Here is a 17,426-nt window from a genome sequence, read left to right as displayed (position 1 = left end):
AAGGCAGTTGCCAGACATTCCCATCTCCGGTAAAGGCCTCAGAAGACGCTTAGGAGCAGGGGGATAAGATGGCTGAACACGCCACGATCGAATACGCCACGGCAGACGGTAACGATTATCCCGAGCACGAGCGCACCTACGCGATGTTCACTGCCCTCGCCAAGTGGGGCACCATCGGCGTTGCTGCCATCCTCGTCCTGATGTGGATTTTCCTCCTCTGAACCGCTGAGCGGCCGGAGCACCGGAGACATCAAGAAATGAAAATCGCTGTTCCCGCCGAGATCGATCTCGGCGAGCCGAGGGTTGGCGCGACCCCGGATACGGTGAAGCGTCTCGTCGCACTGGGCGCATCCGTGGCCGTGGAGAGCGGCGCGGGCGTGAAGTCCGGCATTCTCGATTCCGACTTCGTGGCGGCTGGCGCCACCATCGCCCCGTCGGCGTTTGATGCGCTGAACGGCGCGGAAGTCGTACTGAAGGTTCGCCGGCCGACGGAAGCCGAACTTTCGTCGTACAAGCCCGGCGCCCTCGTCCTCGCAATCATGGATCCCTACGGCAACGACGCGGCGCTCGCCGCCATGGCCAATGCCGGGATCGCCTCCTTCGCCATGGAGCTGATGCCCCGCATCACCCGTGCGCAGGTGATGGACGTGCTCTCCTCGCAGGCCAACCTCGCCGGCTATCGCGCGGTGATCGACGCGGCCGCCGAGTTCAACCGCGCCCTGCCGCAGATGATGACCGCCGCCGGCACCGTTCCGGCCGCCCGCGTCTTCGTCATGGGCGCCGGCGTCGCCGGCCTCCAGGCCATCGCCACCGCCCGCCGCCTCGGTGCCATCGTGACCGCCACTGACGTGCGGCCCGCCGCCAAGGAGCAGGTCGCCTCGCTCGGCGCCAAGTTCGTCGCGGTGGAGGACGAGGAATTCAAGCAGGCCGAGACCGCGGCCGGCTACGCCAAGCCCATGTCGGCGGAGTACCAGGCCAAGCAGGCCGCGCTCGTCGCCGAGCACATCAAGAAGCAGGACATCGTCATCACCACCGCTCTGATCCCGGGCCGGCCCGCGCCGCGCCTCGTGACGGCGGAGATGGTGGCCTCCATGAAGCCGGGTTCCGTGCTGATCGACCTCGCGGTCGAGCGCGGCGGCAACGTCGCCGGCGCGGTGGCGGGGCAGGTGGTCGAGGTGAACGGCGTGAAGATCGTCGGCCACCTCAACGTGCCGGGCCGCATCGCCGCCTCGGCCTCGCCGCTCTACGCCAAGAACCTGTTCAACTTCTTCGAGACGATGGTGGACAAGGCGTCGAAGGCGCTGGCCGTCAAGTGGGACGACGAGCTGGTGAAGGCCACGCTCCTCACCCGTGACGGTGCCGTCGTGCATCCCAACTTCGCACCCAAGAATCCCGCAGCGACCAGCGAGGGAGCGGCCTGATGAATCCCGCCACAGCCCAGTCCGCGGCGGACGCCGCCGTTCAAGCCCGCATCGCCGCCGACGTCGCGCGCGATGCTGCCATGGCCGCGCAGGCCTACGCCGACCAGGCCGCCACCGCCCTCGGCGCGGCGGCCCACGCGGCGACCGGCGGGGCCATCGACCCCTTCGTGTTCCGCCTCTCCATCTTCGTGCTCGCAGTGTTCGTGGGCTACTACGTGGTGTGGTCGGTGACCCCGGCGCTGCACACCCCGCTGATGAGCGTCACCAACGCCATCTCGTCGGTGATCGTGGTCGGCGCGCTGCTCGCCGTCGGCGTGACCACGGTGGGCGATTCCAGCCACGCCTGGGGCGCGCGCATCTTCGGCTTCGTCGCGCTCATCTTTGCCTCGGTGAACATCTTCGGCGGGTTCATGGTGACCAGCCGAATGCTCGCCATGTACTCCAAGAAGAAGTGAGGCGAGGCACATGACCGCGAACCTCGCTGCCCTGCTCTATCTGGTTGCAGGCATTCTCTTCGTGCTGGCCCTGCGGGGCCTCTCCCACCCCACCACTTCGCGGCAGGGCAACCTGTTCGGCATGGTGGGCATGGGCATCGCCATCCTCACCACGCTGGCCCTCTCCCCGCCGTCCGACGGGATCGGTTGGGTGCTGGTGCTCGCCGGCATCGGCATCGGTGGTGGCGTCGGTGCAGTGGTGGCCAAGCGCATTGCCATGACGGCAATGCCGCAGCTCGTCGCCGCCTTCCACTCGCTCGTCGGCCTCGCCGCCGTGCTGGTGGCGGCGGCCGCGCTCTATGCACCGCGTGCCTTCGGCATCGGCGATCCCGGACACCTGCACGGGGCAAGCCTCGTGGAGATGTCGCTGGGCGTCGCCATCGGCGCGATCACCTTCACGGGCTCGATCATCGCCTTCGCCAAGCTCAACGGCAACATGAGCGGCAAGCCGATCATGCTGCCGGCGCGCCATCTCATCAATGGCGGCCTCGCGCTGCTGCTGCTGATCCTCATCGTCGCCTTCGTGCTCACCGGCTCGATCACGCTGTTCTGGATCATCACGCTGCTGTCGCTGGTGCTCGGCGGCCTGCTCATCATCCCCATCGGCGGCGCGGACATGCCCGTCGTGGTGTCGATGCTGAACTCCTACTCGGGCTGGGCGGCGGCCGGCATCGGCTTCACCCTGGGCAACACGGCGCTCATCATCACCGGTGCGCTCGTAGGTTCCTCGGGCGCCATCCTCAGCTACATCATGTGCAAGGGCATGAACCGGTCCTTCATCTCCGTCATCCTCGGCGGCTTCGGCGGTGACGCTGCGGCGGCCGGCGGCGGAGGCCAGGCGGAAGCCCGCCCGGTGAAGCAGGGTTCGGCGGACGACGCCGCCTACATTATGAAGAACGCCGAGAAGGTCATCATCGTGCCCGGCTACGGCATGGCGGTGGCCCAGGCCCAGCATGCGCTGCGCGAGATGGCGGACCTGCTCAAGGAGGAGGGCGTCGAGGTCAAGTACGCCATCCACCCGGTGGCGGGCCGCATGCCGGGCCACATGAACGTGCTGCTCGCCGAGGCGCAGGTGCCCTACGACGAGGTGTTCGAGCTCGAGGACATCAACTCCGAGTTCGCCCAGGCGGACGTGGCCTTCGTCATCGGCGCCAACGACGTGACCAACCCGGCGGCCAAGACCGATCCGCAGTCGCCCATCTACGGCATGCCCATCCTCGACGTGGAGAAGGCCAAGACCGTTCTCTTCATCAAGCGCGGCATGTCGGCGGGCTACGCTGGCGTGGAGAACGAGCTGTTCTTCAAGGACAACACCATGATGCTCTTCGGCGACGCCAAGAAGGTCACCGAAGACGTGGTGAAGGCCTTCGGCCACTGACGGGACATTGAGTTCGAGCATGATGGAAGCCGCCGGATCGCAGGGTCCGGCGGCTTCTGCGTTGAGGCGGCCGAGGCGGGGCGGGATCGCGAGCCGGCCAATAGATCCAAACCGCCACAATTTGTTCCATATCCTTGACTGCCCACCACTTCTTAACCAGAAGCACATACCGTGACGCTTGGGATTCGGAAGGCGACTGCGGGGATCGGGGGACGATGACACGCTGGACCCACGGACTGGTCAATCGGCTTGTCCTGTCGTGCGACGTCGTCATGGCGGCGCTCGGCGCGATCATTGCGCACCTGCGCTGGGAATTCCTGTCCTGGAGCCAGCTCGCCATCCTATGGGCGTTCGGCATCTTCATTTATGTGCAGGTGCTGCAGATCGGCCGCGGCTACCGGGTCGAGCACTATGTCCGTCCGCTGCGGCAGATCGGCCATATCGGCGTCGGCGTGGTGCCCGCGGGCGCCGTCATCGCCATCTGCTACTACGCGCTCATCCCCATCGGCCAGACGAACCTCTGGGCGCTCTTCGGCTGGGGCGTCGTCACCACCCTCATGCTCATTTTCGGCCGCCTCGTACTGGTGCGCATCGGCATGGCGCTGGTGCAGACCCATGAGGTGCTGCGCCGCAATGTGGTGGCCATCGGCGATCTCGGCCGCGCCCGTGATCTCGTGCGGCGCTATGAGGAGGAGGAGGGCGACACCGGGCTCCTCAGCTTCGTCGCCCTGTTCGACGACAGCCACGAGGAGGGGGCGCCCCTGCCTCCGCCCGGCCCTGACGGCCTGCCGGTGCTCGGCGGCATGAAGGACCTTCTGGAATATGTGAAGCACAACCCGGTGGATATCGTGGTTGTCGCCAAGAGCTGGAATGACCCGGCCGCCATCAGCGCCATCGCCAACCAGATGTACCAGATCGCCGCCGACGTGGTGGTGGAGCTGGACCCGGACCGCTTCACACTCAATTATGCCAACCTCACCCGCATCGCCGGCGAGCCGGCTCTCCAGGTGCAGCAGCAGCCGCTGAAGGGTTCGCTGGGCCTCTTGAAGGGGGTGGAGGATTATGTGGTGGCCACCATCGGCCTTCTGCTGACCGCGCCGATCCTCATCGGCGCGGCCATCGCCATCAAGCTCGATTCGCCCGGGCCGATCCTGTTCCGCCAGCCGCGCGTGGGCCTGAACAACCGCGTGTTCCAGTGCTACAAGCTGCGCACCATGCGGGTCGATCCCACCGACGACGGCTCCAAGGGCACCAGCAAGAACGACCCGCGCATCACCAAGGTCGGCAACTTCCTGCGTTCCACCTCCATCGACGAACTGCCGCAGCTCATCAATGTGCTGCGCGGCGAGATGAGCGTCGTCGGCCCGCGCCCCCATGTGCCCAACATGAAGGTGGCCACCAACGTCCGCTACGAAGCCATCAGCCAGTATGTGGCGCGCTACCGCATGAAGCCGGGCATCACCGGCTGGGCGCAGATCAACGGCATGCGCGGGGGCATCAACACGCTGGAGAAGGCCGAGCGCGGCGTCGAGCTCGACCTCTTCTATATCGAGCACTGGTCCATATGGTTCGATATCAGAATCATGCTGCTCACCGTCACCAAGGGCATGGCTGGTCCGTCGGTCTTCTGACCCTTGTGGTGATACTGGCCCTGGTCTTGTCGGGGGCCGCCGTGTCGCCGGCCGCCGCCGCGGGCCGTCCGTTCCTCGCCTATCACGCCTCCTGGACGGAGGTCGTCACTGACGATCCCGCCGAGACGCGGCTTGCCCGGCTGCCCGGCTATATCACCCATGTGGCGCTGGGATTCACGAGGCCGGACCTCACCTATTCCGGCAATCTCGACCTCTCCGGCACCGGGCTGCTCTTCCCCTTTTCCGGGCAGGTGCTGAAGGACGCCATCGCGCTGCTCAAGACCCGGCATCCGGCCGTGCGGGTGCTGGTGTCGGTCGGCGGCTGGAAGCATTTCGGGTGGGATGCCCGCAATTTCGATGCCTTGGCCCGGCTCGTCGCCGACCTCGGCGCGGATGGCGTCGACCTGGACTATGAGACCGAACATCCCGCCTGCACCCGCACGGACGGACGCGTCGCGTGCGCCGAGGATGCGCGCTCGGTCGCCGTCCTGGCGGATCTGCGCCGGGCGGTCCCGCGCCCCGCGCTGCTCACCCTTGCCGGCTGGAACGTGGGCGCCTACGGGGAGGGCGCCTTCGCCGGCGCCGAGCCACGCAATGGCCCCTATGTGGGCATGATGCTGGCCATGCTCCGCTCGCCCGCGGCGCAGAGCCTCGATCTCGTGTCCGTCGTGTCCTATGACGGTGGCCCGACCTACCGCCCCGACCAGGCATTCCGGGCCTACCGCCGGGTGTGGAAGGGGCCGCTCGCCCTCGGCATCCAGGTGATGCCGTCGGACGCGGGCGACGCGCGCTTCTCGCTGGAGCGCACGGCGCGCCTCCTGTCGGCGGTGAAGGACGATCTGCTCGCCGGCGGCATGCTCTATGCGATCGCCGAGGTGCCGCCGGGGCCGCCCGGCCCCGACAATCCCGACTACCGCTCCCTGATGGTTGCGATCTGCGTCACCCTCGATCTCGCCGATTGCGCGGCGACCATCCCCTGAGGCAGGCGCCTCAGCGCCGCCCTTCCACCGTGTCCACCAGCTCCGCCATGGAGCACGTGATGTGGTAGAGCGATGAGCCGGGCGCGGGCATGGGCACGAAGCTGCCGTCGGGGTTCAGCACATCCTGCCACGTGCCGGGCACGGGCATGTCGAGATAGAGCTTGAGGCCGCGATAGGCGTTGCGTGCCTCGTCTGCCTCCTGCGCGCTGCCGGTGCGGCGCAGGCGGGCAAGGGCGATCTTCAGCCGCTCGGTCTGCGGCCAGAGGCGCGCGGTGGGCTTGTGGACTGTGCCGTCGATCAGCACCTCGTTGATGGCGACGCCATTCACCGCATCGATGCCGGTGCGCCGGCCGAAGGCGGTGAGGCGGTCGGACACCTCAGCACCCGGCCAGCCCCAGGCGGAGAGGCCCTCGAACAGCCACGCCCATTCGAAGCAATGGCCCGGCTCCACGATGGTGCCGTCCACGCCGGGCGCGGGCTTCAGGTCGTCGGTGAAGTATTCGAGGAGCGCGCCGGTGGCCGGATCGATGAAGCGGTCGCGGCAGAGCGTCGCCATCTCTTCCGCGAGTGCCTTCCAGCGCGGCGCGCCGGTCACGGCATAGAGCGCCGAGAAGGCCTCGAAGAAGTGCATGTGGGGGTTCTGGTGGCGGTGCGGGCGCGGGATGTCGTGCTCGACGAACCCACCGGCCGGATGCCGCCAGCCCGCCTCCAGCGCATCGGCGAGACTGTCGGCGACGTCATAGAGATCCCGCCGCCCCAGCGCCTTGCCGGCATGGCCCAGGCAGAACAGCATGAAGGCCTGATCGTAGAGATCGGCGCGCGCGTCCAGCACGGCGCCGTCCGTCGTGAAGCGGTGGATGAAGAGACCGTCCGGCCGCCGGCCGTGGGCGAGGAGATAATCCACCGTCTCGCCTGCGAGCGTCTGCCATGGGCCGTCCCAGCCGAGGCGGCCAAACTCGCAGAAGGAATAGGTGTGCCGCGCCTGCACGAACAGGCGTCGCGGGGCGTCGTCGGGTTGACCCGCCACGTCGAGCCGCTCGGCGAACAGGCCCTTGGGATCGCGCCCGACCTGCGACCAGAGCGGCGCCGCAGCACCGAACATCCAGGCGCGGGCGTCGGCCGCGAGGTCGGCGAGGGGATGGGAGGTGGCACCCGTGGTCTGGCCGGTCATGGCTGCGGCTCCGCGGTGGTGGTGGCGAGGATGGCGCGGGAGAAGGCGAGAAGGTCGCCGCCCGGGAAGAGATGGCCGGCAATGCCGGCGGCTTTGGCGGCGGCGATGTCGGTGGGATTGTCGCCGATGAGGAAGCTGCGCGCCGTGTCCACCGGCCAGTTCGCCATCAGGTCCAGGATCATGCCGGGCTCGGGCTTGCGCCAGGCGTGGGAGCCGCGGTAGCGCTCCACCGTGCCTTCGGGATGGAACGGGCAATAGCGCCAGTCGTCCAGCTCGGCCCCGACCTCGCGCAGTTCCGCCTGCACGAAGGCGTGCAGGACGTGGATCGCCTCTTCCTCGTAATAGCCTCGCGCGACGCCGGCCTGATTGGTGACGAGGAAGACGTAGTAGCCGAGGTCGTTGAAAAGCTTGATGGCTTCCCTCGCACCCTCGATCCAGGTGAAGTCCTCGGCGGCGTGCACATAGCCGGTATCGACGTTGAGCACGCCATCGCGATCGAGGAACACCGCCGGGCGGCGGCGGCGGGCGGGCACGCTGGTCTGGGCCGCCGTGAAGGTCTCGGGGATGCCGATGTCGATGAAGAAGCCGTCATAGGCGACGCCGGTCACGCGGCCTTCCGCCACGAGGCGGGGCAGGAGGTCCGCCTCCAGCGAGGAGGGCATGGCGAGGCCTTCGATCACGTCCCGGCGCACATAATAGACGCCGCCATTGATGAGGGCCTCCGGCAGTCCGGCCCCCCGCGGGCGGACGGCGGCGACGCGGGTGCCGTCGAGCGCGATGGTCTCGTAGCGGTCCGGGTTCTGAACGAGACGCAGGCCCATGCCGAAGGCCGCACCGTTCTTCCGCGACGTGGCGACGAGATCCAGCCAGTTGAAGTCGAACCAAGTGTCGCCGTTGACGAGCAGGAAGCTCTCGTCGAGCAGCGGCAAGGCGTTGACCAGCGCGCCTCCGGTGCCGAGCGGCGTCTCCTCCAGCGAGATGTCCACCGTGCAGTCGAAACGGCCGGGCACGTCCGTGCCGGTGATGTACGTCTCCACCACCTCGGCCCGGTAGCCGGCGAGCAGCAGGAACTTGCGGAATCCCCGGCGCCGCGCCTCGGCGATCAGCACCTCCACGAAGGGGACATCGCCCACCTTCAGAAGCGGCTTCGGCGTGTCCTTGGTGAGCGCGCCGAGGCGGGTGCCGAGCCCGCCCAGCAGGATGACGCATTGCTCGGTCACGCCGGCTCCTCTCGCAGCAATTCCGTTTGGGGCTCATAGCACGGCGCAAGCCACCGCGGGTGTCGCCGCGGTGACGAAGGGCGCCGGTGCGTGGGTCCGTTCGGGCTCAGATGCCGATGGGCCAGCCCTCGGCACCGTCCATGGAGAATTTCACCGCACTGGCATCGCCGCCCGCCTCGTTCAGCGCGCCGATGAGGCGGTAGCGGTTTTCAGGATCGGTGAGGAACATGAGGAAGCCGCCGCCGCCTGCGCCCGAGACCTTGCCGGACCAGGCGCCGGCCGCAATGGCGGCGTCGTAGAGCTTGTCCACCTGCTCGGTGGCGATGCCGGCGGCCGTGGCCTTCTTGGACGCCCAGGAGCGTCCGAGGATTTCGGCCGTGGCGCGGATGTCGCCGCGCAGCAGAGCCAGCTTCATGTCGATGGCGTCCTGCTTCAGCTTGTGCATGTTCTCGATGGTCTTGGCGTCCATCTGCTTCAGCCCCGCCACCTGCTCCTTGATGATGGTGTCGGAGCGGCGCGACTGGCCGGAAAAGCAGATGACGAGGGACGCCTCGAACTCGTTGAGATGCTCGCGGCGGATGCGCAGCGGGTTCACGATCACCCGGTCGGAGGGCAGGAACTCGATGAAGTTGAGCCCGCCGAAGGCCGCCGAATACTGGTCCTGCCGGCCACCGGCGAGGCCGAGCTGCTTGCGCTCGATGTCGAAGGCGAGCTTCGCCACGTCATAGGGGCCGAGCGGCAGGCCGAGGGCGTAGGTGAAGGCTTCGATCAGCGCCACCACAAGGGCCGAGGATGCGCCGAGCCCCGAGCCGGCGGGCACGTCGATGGTGGTGGACATGGTGAGCGGCAGCGCCACGCCGTCGCAATAGCTCTTCATCATGTGGGTGTAGACGGCCCGATGCAGCATCAGGCCTTCGGTGATGGGGTGGTCGAGGCTCGGCTCGAGCACCTCTTCGGTCCCCACGTCGCGGGCCCGCAGCACCAGGGCACCAATGCGGTTCACCCGGATATGGGCGTAGGCGAAGCGGTCGATGGTGGCATTGAGCACGTTGCCGCCGTGCTCGTCGCAATAAGGGGAGAGGTCGGTGCCGCCTCCCGCAAGACCCAGGCGCAAAGGTGCGCGCGCGCGCACGTTCAACGCATCGCCGATTGCCATGGTACGCGACCCCCTTCGCAGAAATGGGCTGGACGAGCGCGGCTATCTAGAAGGTCATTCTTCTTACTAAGACGTGACCATGGTCATTGTTCGTGCGCAAGACGGCAGCTTTTTTCGCGCGCCTGCGACAAGTTGGATGTCCTCTGCGCGAGAGGCCGGCGAGCACCGCGACCAGGACATTGGGCGGCCTTGTGCTTGACGGTTCGTCTGCTATGTCTGGCGGTGTCGGGGGACGGGGGCGCTGCTTCGACGGCGCTCCGCGCAATGCGGGAGAATGGCGTGTCCGGGATGTCTGCCGGGGTACGCGAACAGCTTGTGCCGTGGGGCGTGCTCCTCGGCCGCGCCCCGCCAGTCGCGAACCGCGATCTCCGTTTGCCCGAAATCAATTCGCCCAAAACCTCTTCGCCCGACATCTTGGGTGTTCGACTGTCCGCTGCCCGGGACGGGAGGACAACCCGCGCGGGAACACGACCGCGGGGCCGCGTTCTGCTTTCAATCCCCTTCTGCTGACGGAGTATCATGTGATCACCACGGGCCTTGCCGGACTGGATGGAAAGACCCCCGACGTCCTGATCGTGGGCGCGGGGCCGGTGGGCATCTCCATGGCGCTGGTGCTGGCACGGTCCGGCCGCTCCGTCGTCCTGCTCGAGTCGGGCGGTCCGGCACCGGAGCCGGTGGCGCAGGCGCTCTCGGATGCCGAGATCGTCGATCCCAATACCCATGTCACCATGGCCATCGGCGTGCAGCGCAGCTTGGGCGGCGCGTCGAACCTGTGGGGTGGCCGCTGCGTCAGCTTCGATCCGCAGGACTTCGAGACCCGTCCGGCCATCCCGCACAGCGGCTGGCCCATCTCCTTCAGCGATGTCGCGCCCCATATGCAGGAGGCCTGCGACCTGATCGGCTGCGGGCAGGATCTGTTCGACATCGACGTGCCGGGCTTCGATCCGAAGGACGATGATTTCTCCTTCCGCCGCCTGGAGCGGTGGAGCCTCGAGCCGCGCTTCGACCTGATGTACGCCGAGACACTCAAGGCCGAGCGAAACATCGATCTGCGCTTCAACGCCACCGCCTGCGGCATCGACTTCGCCGAGGATGGCTCGGTGTCCCGCGTGAAGGTGAAGGCCCCCGGCGGGACGGAGGCCCTGGTCTCGCCGAAGACCGTCGTGCTGGCCGCCGGCGCGCTGGAGAGCACCCGCCTCCTGCTCGCCGCCCAGGCGGATGCGCCCGCGCGGTTCGGCGGCGAGGACGGCCCGCTCGGCCGCTTCTACATGGGCCACCTCTACGCCATCGCCGCCGAGATGACGCTGACCTCTGACGTGGTGGACGGGGGCATCGACTATTTCCGCAACGGCGTGAACTACGTGCGCCGACGCTTCATGCCCAGCGCCGACCTGCAGCAGCGGCTGGGACTGACCAATGTGGCGCTGTGGCCGGACTATCCGCTGATCCGCGACCCGATCCACCGCAACGGCATCCTGTCGCTCGCCTATCTCGCGCTGTCCATTCCCCCGCTCGGGCGCCAGATCGTCGCCGAATCGATCCGCCAGCACTATGTGGGGCACGATGTGCGCCGCCTGCCGCACATCCTCAACATCCTGCGGGATCTGCCGACCACGGCCGCGTTCGTGCCGTCGTTCTTCTATGGCCGGTATTTCGCGCGCCCGCGCAAGCCTGGCTTCTTCCAGCGCAACGCCGGCCGGCGCTACGCCGTGCGCTTCCATGCCGAGCACCTGCCGGACCCCACCTCCCGGGTGACGCTCTCCGGTGCGCGCGACGCCACCGGTCTGGCGCGCCTCAAGGTGGACCTCAAATATACCCGGGCGGACGTCGAGCCGTTGCTGCGCACCCACGACGCCTTCGCGGACTGGCTGCAGCGCACAGGGACCGGCCGCATGGACTGGCTCGTCCCCGAGGAAGAGCGGGTCGATTACATCCTCAAGCAGTGCTACGACGGCCACCACCAGATCGGTACTGCCCGCATGGCCGCGAGCGAGCGAACCGGCGTGGTGGATCGCGACTGCCGGGTGTTTGGCTCGTCCAACCTGTTCGTCGCTGGCTCGGCGGTCTATCCCACGTCCAGCCAGGCCAATCCCACCCTCACGGCGGTGACCCTGGGCGTGCGGCTCGCCAAGCACCTCACCAGCCGGCTCGCGACACCGGCCGGCGTCGCGGCCACGGCCTGAGACACATCATCCGTTGAGCTTGCCGATGGCGACCTGGCGCCGTCGGCGGTTGCCGCCGATCTCGACCACATGGGTGCGGAAGGCCACGCGCCGGCCGCCTCCGCCGGCCAGCGCCTCGCCCGGGGCCCTCCATCGGCTCATGTAGATGGCAAGGCCCATGGCGACGCAGAGTTCGCCGGGGGTGAAGGTGAGCGGATACACCGCCGACGTCGCCAGCATGTACAGAATATAATCGCTGAGGGCGAGGTCGAGGCAGTGCCCGGTGCGCCGGGCCGCCGTGCGCGCGGCGAGGAAGCCGGTGACGAACAGCGTCATGATGAGGATGGAGCCGACGAGCCCATACTCGAAGGCGACACCCACCCAGCCGAGGTCCGAGACGTAGAAGTCGGCATTCTGGAAGATGTCCGCCAGCGTCACCGTGCCGAAGCGCGTGGTGGCGCCGACGCCGAACAGCCATCGCAGCGGCTGGTCGCCGAGAAAGCCGAAGGCCTGGGCCAGCGACGTCTGGCGCACCGACAGGGAGCCGCCGAGATCCTGCGCGGCATTGCCGCCGAGGTTGATGGCGGCAATCACCGCGAACGGCAACAGCATCAGGAGGCCGGCGAGCGCCGCGCGCTTCCACCGTGGCGACAGCGAACTGAACGCCGCATAGCCGCAGATCATGATGCTGCAGCCTATGGCGGCCCGCTGCTTGTAGATCCACAGCATCAGCACGAACGCCACCACGACACCCAGTGCCTTCACCACGTGCGGCTTCTCCATGAAGGAGCGCACGAGGTAGAAGACGAGGAGAATGCCGAAGAACATGGGCATGTAGATGCGGTTGCCGCGCTCGTCGTCGGTCAGCAGCAGCTTTCCCTGGGAGGAATTGTCCGTGTACCAGGCGTCCGGGATGAGGATCCACATCATCAGCATCAGCACGTAGGTGGCGATGCCGAGCACCACGCAGGCGCGGCGCACGCGGTCGGGCACCGGGCTGAGCCACAGGAGCATCACCGACAGGCCGAAATAATAGGTGATCGGCCAGATCTTCACCGTCGTGGCGATGGAGCCGAAGAAATCGTTGCCGAGCTGCATGATCGACACGAGCGGCGTGATGCCGAGGCCATAGGCCAGGAAAACCACGTAGACGTATTTGCAGGGCAGGTCGAGCTTGGCGAGACCGCGGACGGTGAGGGGCAGGGTTAGGATCGGCCACGCCTTCGACAAGGCGTAGAGCGGCAGCAGCTCCGAGTAATAATGGAAGCACTCGGCAAACACCGGCAGGATGAAGAGCAGCACCGCCATGGTGAGGCCGGGCGAAAACCGCTCGCCGAGATTGCGCCGAGCCCGCCGCACGCGCGCGGTCATGGCCGGAATGGTCACACGCCGCAGTGCACCGCGCGGGGCTGCAGAGCCGTCCTGGGCCGTCATGACCGATCCACCATGGCGCCCCTCATGCGCGGCTCTGTGGCCCCTTGCCCGACCGGCTGCGGTCCATGCCATAGGCGGCGGGGTTCACCCGGGCCTTCGCCACCATCAGCAGGACGGGCATGGATTCCACGAATACCCGCCGGATGTGGGTCTGCGGGCTCACGATGAGGCGATAGAGCCATTCCAGGCCGAGCTTGCGGAACACCGGATTGGCGCGCTTGGCGTGGCCGGTGAGGAAGTTCAGCGAACTGCCGATGCACAGCGCCGTGCCGACCGCGCCGCCGCGCTGATCCACCAGTTGCGTCACGTATTCCGAGCGGGGAGAGCCGGCCGCCATGAAGATGTAGCGGGCCGGATGATCGAGAATGAAGCGGACGCATTTTTCCACTTCGTCCGGCTTGTTGATGAAGCCCATGGGGGGATTGTGGTGGGCGACGTTGGTCAGGTGGAAACGCGCCTTCAGGCTGTCCACCATCTCCACCTCGCCGCCGATGATGGTGATGGCGTCGTCGGGCTGGATATAGGCCTCGAACAGATGGGCGGTGAGGTCGCTGCCGGCCGCCAGCGGGATGTCGAGCCCGAACACCTGGCGTGCCAGAGCGCGCGGCACCTTGCCATCCATGAGGTGGAGCCAGGCCTTCTCATAGAAGGCGATGAAGCGGGGATCCTCCAGGTGGCTATGGCGCACAAGGTTCTGCGCGTTGGGCGTCACCACGTAGGCGAGCGGCGCGCCGGGCGGCCGTGCGGCGATGAGGCGGCAGGCCTCGTCCAGCGAGATGATGGAGAAGGGAACCCGCAGGAAGACGATTTCCTCGAACGGCTTCTCCGGCGCGGCCGCGGCCGGCACGGTGCGGGAGGGCGGGATGTCGGCGGACGGCGAGGAGGACGTCATGGCTTCGCTTCAGGAGCGCGCGTTGATCCCGCATGGCCCCGGGCGGTGCGCTGTTGCGCCCGGACGCCTGCATCGGAGAAGCGGCCGCTGCAAAGTCGCTGGCGCGCCCGCTTCGATCTTACGGGACGATACCGCCCGCAGTGGTCGTCGAATAGCTGCCCAGCGTGTAGCTGAAGCTACGCTGGAATGGCACCACCTTGTTGATGAACTGGTCGATCCACAGGTCCACCTCGGCGATGGAGCTCTTCGGGACATAGATGATGTCGCCGCTCATCAGCGGCACGTCGTCTGCGTCGAAGCCGGTCTCGATGGTGTCGCGCACGTTGATGAGGCGCAGCATCGGCTCGTTTTTCGGCCCACGGCGGATCAGAGCGACCTGACCTGTGCGGGCCTCGTCAGTGAAGCCGCCGGCAAGCAGGATGGCCTTGAGCGCGCTCAGGTTCATGTCGGTGATCTTGTAGGCCCCGGGCCGCGGCACCGAGCCGCCGACATAGACCTTGGCCGACACCGCCTCCTCAAGCGCCACGACCACCTTCTGATCGGCCAGTTCCTTGCGGGATTCGGTGCGGATGTAGCTCTCCACGCTGGAGAGCGTCGAACCCTCCACGCGGATCTGGCCGATGGCGCGGGGCGCGATGGAGCCGTCCGGGCTCACCGTCAGGTCCTCGTCCATCTCGCGGGTGAGGAAATACTTGATCTTGATCTTGTCGCCAGGACCGAGGCGGTAGGCAGGTGTCTGGTCGGTCCAGGGCTTGAACCGGTCACTGTTGGTCTCAGTAAAGCGTAGCTCGTGGCCGGTGGTGAAGGGCGGCGTCCCGGTGTTCTGCGACGTCGCAATGGCGGCGCAGCCATTCAGCGCGAGCGGCACAATGAGGAGGAGGAGGACCGACGCGCGGCGCATCCCGGCGGCGGCACGCGCGGCCGGGCGGCACATGTCTGCGCGGAAGCTCCACGCGGGACGCCCGATCCTCATCCGCCCTTTAGCCCCAGCTCGCGGCATCAACCGACCCTTGGCAAAGTAACAAAATCCGCGTGAGTCGGGCGATACCCGCCCGCGTCTTCTCCCCAGCAAAGCGGAGGCAGACGGGGCGCTGGCAACGCCACACTTCAGGGGAAGCTATAATTCGTTAGGGTTAACGACAGCTTATACGCGGTGCCGGGGGATGGGATGGTCCCTGAAATTCGGTAATCAGGTCCGGTGATAGAGCCAGTCAGGCAAATAATAGCGCCGGCCGAACAGGATCGACCCAAGCAGCAATCCGCCGCACTCGGTCACCTGGCCGACCAGGTGAGAGGCGGCGGGCGTGCGGGTCTTCTCCGCCTGGATGGCGACTAGGTTGCCGTCCGCGACCTGGCAGAAACGCTGGCTCAGCAGCGTCGCCACGGTGGGGTTGGAGGCGATCAGGACGTGGTCGAAGCTGGTCTTCAGCTCGAGCGTCATCCTGAGGGCGTCGGAGATGGGAATGCGCAGGTCGAGCAGAGGAGAGGGCTGCGCATCCGTGAACATCCACAGGTTCGGAACCGGCGTACCGATCATGGCGACGCCGCCGCGCACCTCCACGTCCCGCACGGAAGGGATCGGCGGCGGCGGCGTGGTGAGATCGATGAGTAGGGTGCGACGGCCGCGCTGTCCGGCGAATTCCTCGGCAAGATCGCGGGAGAACTTCGGGAGGGACTCGTCGAAATCGGGCGAGAGCACGTGGAAGACGTGCACCGGCTCGCCATCCACCCGGGCATCCAGCAGCACGGTCGCGCAGGTGCCGATGGCCCGTTCCGAGAGATCGATTTCGGTTTCGTCGGGGTCCATGTCGAAGACGGCGACGACGGGGATGCCGAGCCGGTTCTCCACCTCGTGCGGTGTAATCATGGTGGTTCGCATGGCCGAAGCCAGCGCGCCGGCGGCGGCGCCGAAGAGAAGGCCGGCGAACAGGCCGCCCGCGAGGATCGGGAAGGTGAGCGAGCGTTTCACCACCGCGGCTCCGGCATCCTGAACCACGCGGACCGAAGACTGCCGCGACTGCGCCGCCGCTTCCTCGATGGAGGCGGCCACAGCGCGCCGCTGGTATTCGCGGAAACCGTCGTTGAGCGCGTCGCGCCGCCGGTTCAGCTCGATGAGCGGCGTCTCCACCGCGCGCAGGGTGGCGAGGCGCTCACGCGCCACCTTGAGCTGCTCCACCAATTCTACCTGCTGGCGGGAGAGCGAATCCTTCTCGACCCGGAGGCTGAGCACCATGGTCTGCACATAGTTGATCTGCGGGTTGCGAGAGGCCCGGTCGGTCACATAGCGGCGGTCCTCGCGGACCTTGATCTTGGCCCGGACGGTGGCGATCTGCTTGTCCAGCTCGCGCAGCAGCACGCTGCCCGGGGCATATTGGGCGGCGATGCGATCGCGCTCCATGAGCAGCTTGGTGAGGGTATTGGGATCCTCGTCGCCGGGCACCGCATTGGTGTTCTCTGCGAACTCGAACACGGAATTGGGCAGCGCGGCGAGCTGCTTCTCGGCCTCGGCGAGCTGGGCCGTCACGGCCACCTCGCGCTCACCCACCTGGCGCTGGCGCTGGATGATGCTGTCGACCTGGTTGGCGGCGAGGACGGCGTCCTGTGCGAAATCGATGATGCCGGCCTTGCTCTTGAGGCTCTCGATCTGCTTGTCGACGGCGGACAGGTCGTTGCTGAAGCGCTGGACTTCCTGGACGAGAATTTTGGAAGTGGGGTTCTCCAGCGTCCGGCGGCGCACCGCCAGATAGCTGTGGACGATGGCGTTGGTGGTTTCCACGGCGAGCGCGCGGTCGGCGTTGGTGTAGCTCACCTTGATGATGTTGGAATTCGCCTGCACGGCCGCACGCATGCTGCCCTGCAAGCGCTCGATGGCCCGATCGAGATCATCGTCGGAGCCGCCGAGGCCCAGCAGGGTCGCAAGCCGGCCTTTCGGGAACAGCCGGTCGATGCCGATCTGCTCCACCACCGCGCGGGCGACCTCCGCGCTCTGCACGATCTGGACTTCCGCCTCGACCTGCTTGAGGCCCTCGATGCTGAGCACGCTCGGACCGCTGTCGGTGACGTTCTGCGCGGTCGAGACCTCGCGGCTCACGATCACCATCAAGAGGCTGCTGGCGGTATATTCCGTGCGGGCGCTGAGCGCGCCGACGATGCCGACCAGCGCCGGCAGGGCCGCGGCGAGCAGGATGATCCGGTAATGGTAGAACGCCGCGATGAGGAAATCGCGCAGGGTGAAGTTGGTCGTGCCGGAGCCTGCGTCCGGAGCGACGTCGACGTCGGTCTGGTCCGCCTGGCGCACCACCATGAACCTTTCCGACTGCTCCGATGCCCCCGAGGCCGGCGCCATACCCATCAGCATCACCTTGCTTGACCATCAGCCCGGCAGGTCCGCCGCCCGGACCCGTTGCCCATACCTGGCACGCCCGCGCTGTTTTCGCAGACGATCATGAAAATCGACTGGCGAAATTGATTTTGCTTTAACCGCAAC

The 17,426-nt window shown here is 67.2% G+C and carries 14 protein-coding genes; 7 read left to right on the top strand and 7 right to left on the bottom strand.

Annotation, left to right across the window (positions count from 1 at the left end; translation table 11 throughout):
- Window positions 1–68 precede the first annotated feature (68 nt).
- The 6 genes from ACT54R_RS04790 (at window position 69) to ACT54R_RS04765 (ending at window position 5,904) form a co-directional block, all read left to right on the top strand.
- Entirely contained in the window at window positions 69–221 is a 153-nt protein-coding gene (locus ACT54R_RS04790) for an aa3-type cytochrome c oxidase subunit IV (protein ID WP_024280402.1), read from the top strand.
- 36 nt (window positions 222–257) lie between these two features.
- Window positions 258–1,421 (top strand): Re/Si-specific NAD(P)(+) transhydrogenase subunit alpha, encoded by a 1,164-nt coding sequence (locus ACT54R_RS04785; protein ID WP_168459941.1) that lies wholly within the window; start codon window positions 258–260, stop codon window positions 1,419–1,421.
- Complete coding sequence (locus tag ACT54R_RS04780) at window positions 1,421–1,876, top strand: proton-translocating transhydrogenase family protein (protein ID WP_168459940.1); 456 nt, start codon at window positions 1,421–1,423, stop codon at window positions 1,874–1,876. The genes ACT54R_RS04785 and ACT54R_RS04780 overlap by 1 nt, the downstream gene beginning before the upstream one ends.
- A 10-nt stretch (window positions 1,877–1,886) precedes the next feature.
- Window positions 1,887–3,293 (top strand): NAD(P)(+) transhydrogenase (Re/Si-specific) subunit beta, encoded by a 1,407-nt coding sequence (locus ACT54R_RS04775; RefSeq protein ID WP_168459939.1) that lies wholly within the window; start codon window positions 1,887–1,889, stop codon window positions 3,291–3,293.
- A gap of 215 nt (window positions 3,294–3,508) precedes the next feature.
- Window positions 3,509–4,924 carry an exopolysaccharide biosynthesis polyprenyl glycosylphosphotransferase gene (locus ACT54R_RS04770; RefSeq protein ID WP_168459938.1) on the top strand — a complete coding sequence of 472 codons (1,416 nt, stop codon included), beginning with the start codon at window positions 3,509–3,511 and terminating at the stop codon, window positions 4,922–4,924.
- A 41-nt stretch (window positions 4,925–4,965) separates the two neighbouring features.
- Entirely contained in the window at window positions 4,966–5,904 is a 939-nt protein-coding gene (locus ACT54R_RS04765) for a glycosyl hydrolase family 18 protein (protein WP_476324154.1), read from the top strand.
- Between the two features lie 10 nt (window positions 5,905–5,914).
- Here ACT54R_RS04765 and ACT54R_RS04760 read toward each other — a convergent pair whose 3' ends face one another.
- From ACT54R_RS04760 to ACT54R_RS04750, 3 genes are all read right to left on the bottom strand, one after another.
- Complete coding sequence (locus tag ACT54R_RS04760) at window positions 5,915–7,075, bottom strand: AGE family epimerase/isomerase (protein WP_476324152.1); 1,161 nt, start codon at window positions 7,073–7,075, stop codon at window positions 5,915–5,917.
- The gene (locus ACT54R_RS04755; protein ID WP_476324150.1) at window positions 7,072–8,295 is read right to left on the bottom strand and encodes an HAD-IIIA family hydrolase; all 1,224 of its coding nucleotides are present in this window, start codon (window positions 8,293–8,295) and stop codon (window positions 7,072–7,074) included. Before ACT54R_RS04755 ends, ACT54R_RS04760 begins: the two co-directional genes overlap by 4 nt.
- Window positions 8,296–8,401: 106 nt before the next feature.
- Window positions 8,402–9,451, bottom strand: coding sequence for a GHMP family kinase ATP-binding protein (locus ACT54R_RS04750; RefSeq protein ID WP_168459934.1), 1,050 nt, complete (start codon window positions 9,449–9,451; stop codon window positions 8,402–8,404).
- 521 nt (window positions 9,452–9,972) lie between these two features.
- On the opposite strand from ACT54R_RS04750, the gene ACT54R_RS04745 reads away from it, so the two are divergent.
- The gene (locus ACT54R_RS04745) at window positions 9,973–11,634 is read left to right on the top strand and encodes a GMC oxidoreductase (protein WP_476324148.1); all 1,662 of its coding nucleotides are present in this window, start codon (window positions 9,973–9,975) and stop codon (window positions 11,632–11,634) included.
- Between the two features lie 6 nt (window positions 11,635–11,640).
- Here ACT54R_RS04745 and ACT54R_RS04740 read toward each other — a convergent pair whose 3' ends face one another.
- The 4 genes from ACT54R_RS04740 to ACT54R_RS04725 form a co-directional block, all read right to left on the bottom strand.
- Window positions 11,641–13,047 (bottom strand): hypothetical protein, encoded by a 1,407-nt coding sequence (locus ACT54R_RS04740; protein ID WP_476324146.1) that lies wholly within the window; start codon window positions 13,045–13,047, stop codon window positions 11,641–11,643.
- A 22-nt stretch (window positions 13,048–13,069) separates the two neighbouring features.
- Window positions 13,070–13,939 (bottom strand): WecB/TagA/CpsF family glycosyltransferase, encoded by an 870-nt coding sequence (locus tag ACT54R_RS04735; RefSeq protein ID WP_476324144.1) that lies wholly within the window; start codon window positions 13,937–13,939, stop codon window positions 13,070–13,072.
- Between the two features lie 118 nt (window positions 13,940–14,057).
- The gene (locus ACT54R_RS04730) at window positions 14,058–14,873 is read right to left on the bottom strand and encodes a polysaccharide biosynthesis/export family protein (RefSeq protein ID WP_476324142.1); all 816 of its coding nucleotides are present in this window, start codon (window positions 14,871–14,873) and stop codon (window positions 14,058–14,060) included.
- A gap of 255 nt (window positions 14,874–15,128) precedes the next feature.
- Complete coding sequence (locus tag ACT54R_RS04725) at window positions 15,129–17,291, bottom strand: exopolysaccharide transport family protein (protein WP_476324140.1); 2,163 nt, start codon at window positions 17,289–17,291, stop codon at window positions 15,129–15,131.
- Window positions 17,292–17,426: the final 135 nt, after the last annotated feature.

Source organism: Xanthobacter sp. DMC47 (assembly GCF_056313845.1).
The sequence above is the reverse complement of the archived record's forward strand: the minus strand, read 5'-3'. Positions and strand labels throughout refer to the sequence as shown.

What these genes read in the sequence shown, in the direction of transcription:
- ACT54R_RS04790 (WP_024280402.1), top strand. Translation starts at nt 69, where the DNA reads ATGGCTGAACACGCCACGATCGAATACGCCACGGCAGACGGTAACGAT.
- ACT54R_RS04785 (WP_168459941.1), top strand. Translation starts at nt 258, where the DNA reads ATGAAAATCGCTGTTCCCGCCGAGATCGATCTCGGCGAGCCGAGGGTT.
- ACT54R_RS04780 (WP_168459940.1), top strand. Translation starts at nt 1,421, where the DNA reads ATGAATCCCGCCACAGCCCAGTCCGCGGCGGACGCCGCCGTTCAAGCC.
- ACT54R_RS04775 (WP_168459939.1), top strand. Translation starts at nt 1,887, where the DNA reads ATGACCGCGAACCTCGCTGCCCTGCTCTATCTGGTTGCAGGCATTCTC.
- ACT54R_RS04770 (WP_168459938.1), top strand. Translation starts at nt 3,509, where the DNA reads ATGACACGCTGGACCCACGGACTGGTCAATCGGCTTGTCCTGTCGTGC.
- ACT54R_RS04760 (WP_476324152.1), bottom strand. Translation starts at nt 7,075, where the DNA reads ATGACCGGCCAGACCACGGGTGCCACCTCCCATCCCCTCGCCGACCTC.
- ACT54R_RS04750 (WP_168459934.1), bottom strand. Translation starts at nt 9,451, where the DNA reads ATGGCAATCGGCGATGCGTTGAACGTGCGCGCGCGCGCACCTTTGCGC.
- ACT54R_RS04740 (WP_476324146.1), bottom strand. Translation starts at nt 13,047, where the DNA reads ATGACGGCCCAGGACGGCTCTGCAGCCCCGCGCGGTGCACTGCGGCGT.
- ACT54R_RS04735 (WP_476324144.1), bottom strand. Translation starts at nt 13,939, where the DNA reads ATGACGTCCTCCTCGCCGTCCGCCGACATCCCGCCCTCCCGCACCGTG.
- ACT54R_RS04730 (WP_476324142.1), bottom strand. Translation starts at nt 14,873, where the DNA reads ATGTGCCGCCCGGCCGCGCGTGCCGCCGCCGGGATGCGCCGCGCGTCG.
- ACT54R_RS04725 (WP_476324140.1), bottom strand. Translation starts at nt 17,291, where the DNA reads ATGGGTATGGCGCCGGCCTCGGGGGCATCGGAGCAGTCGGAAAGGTTC.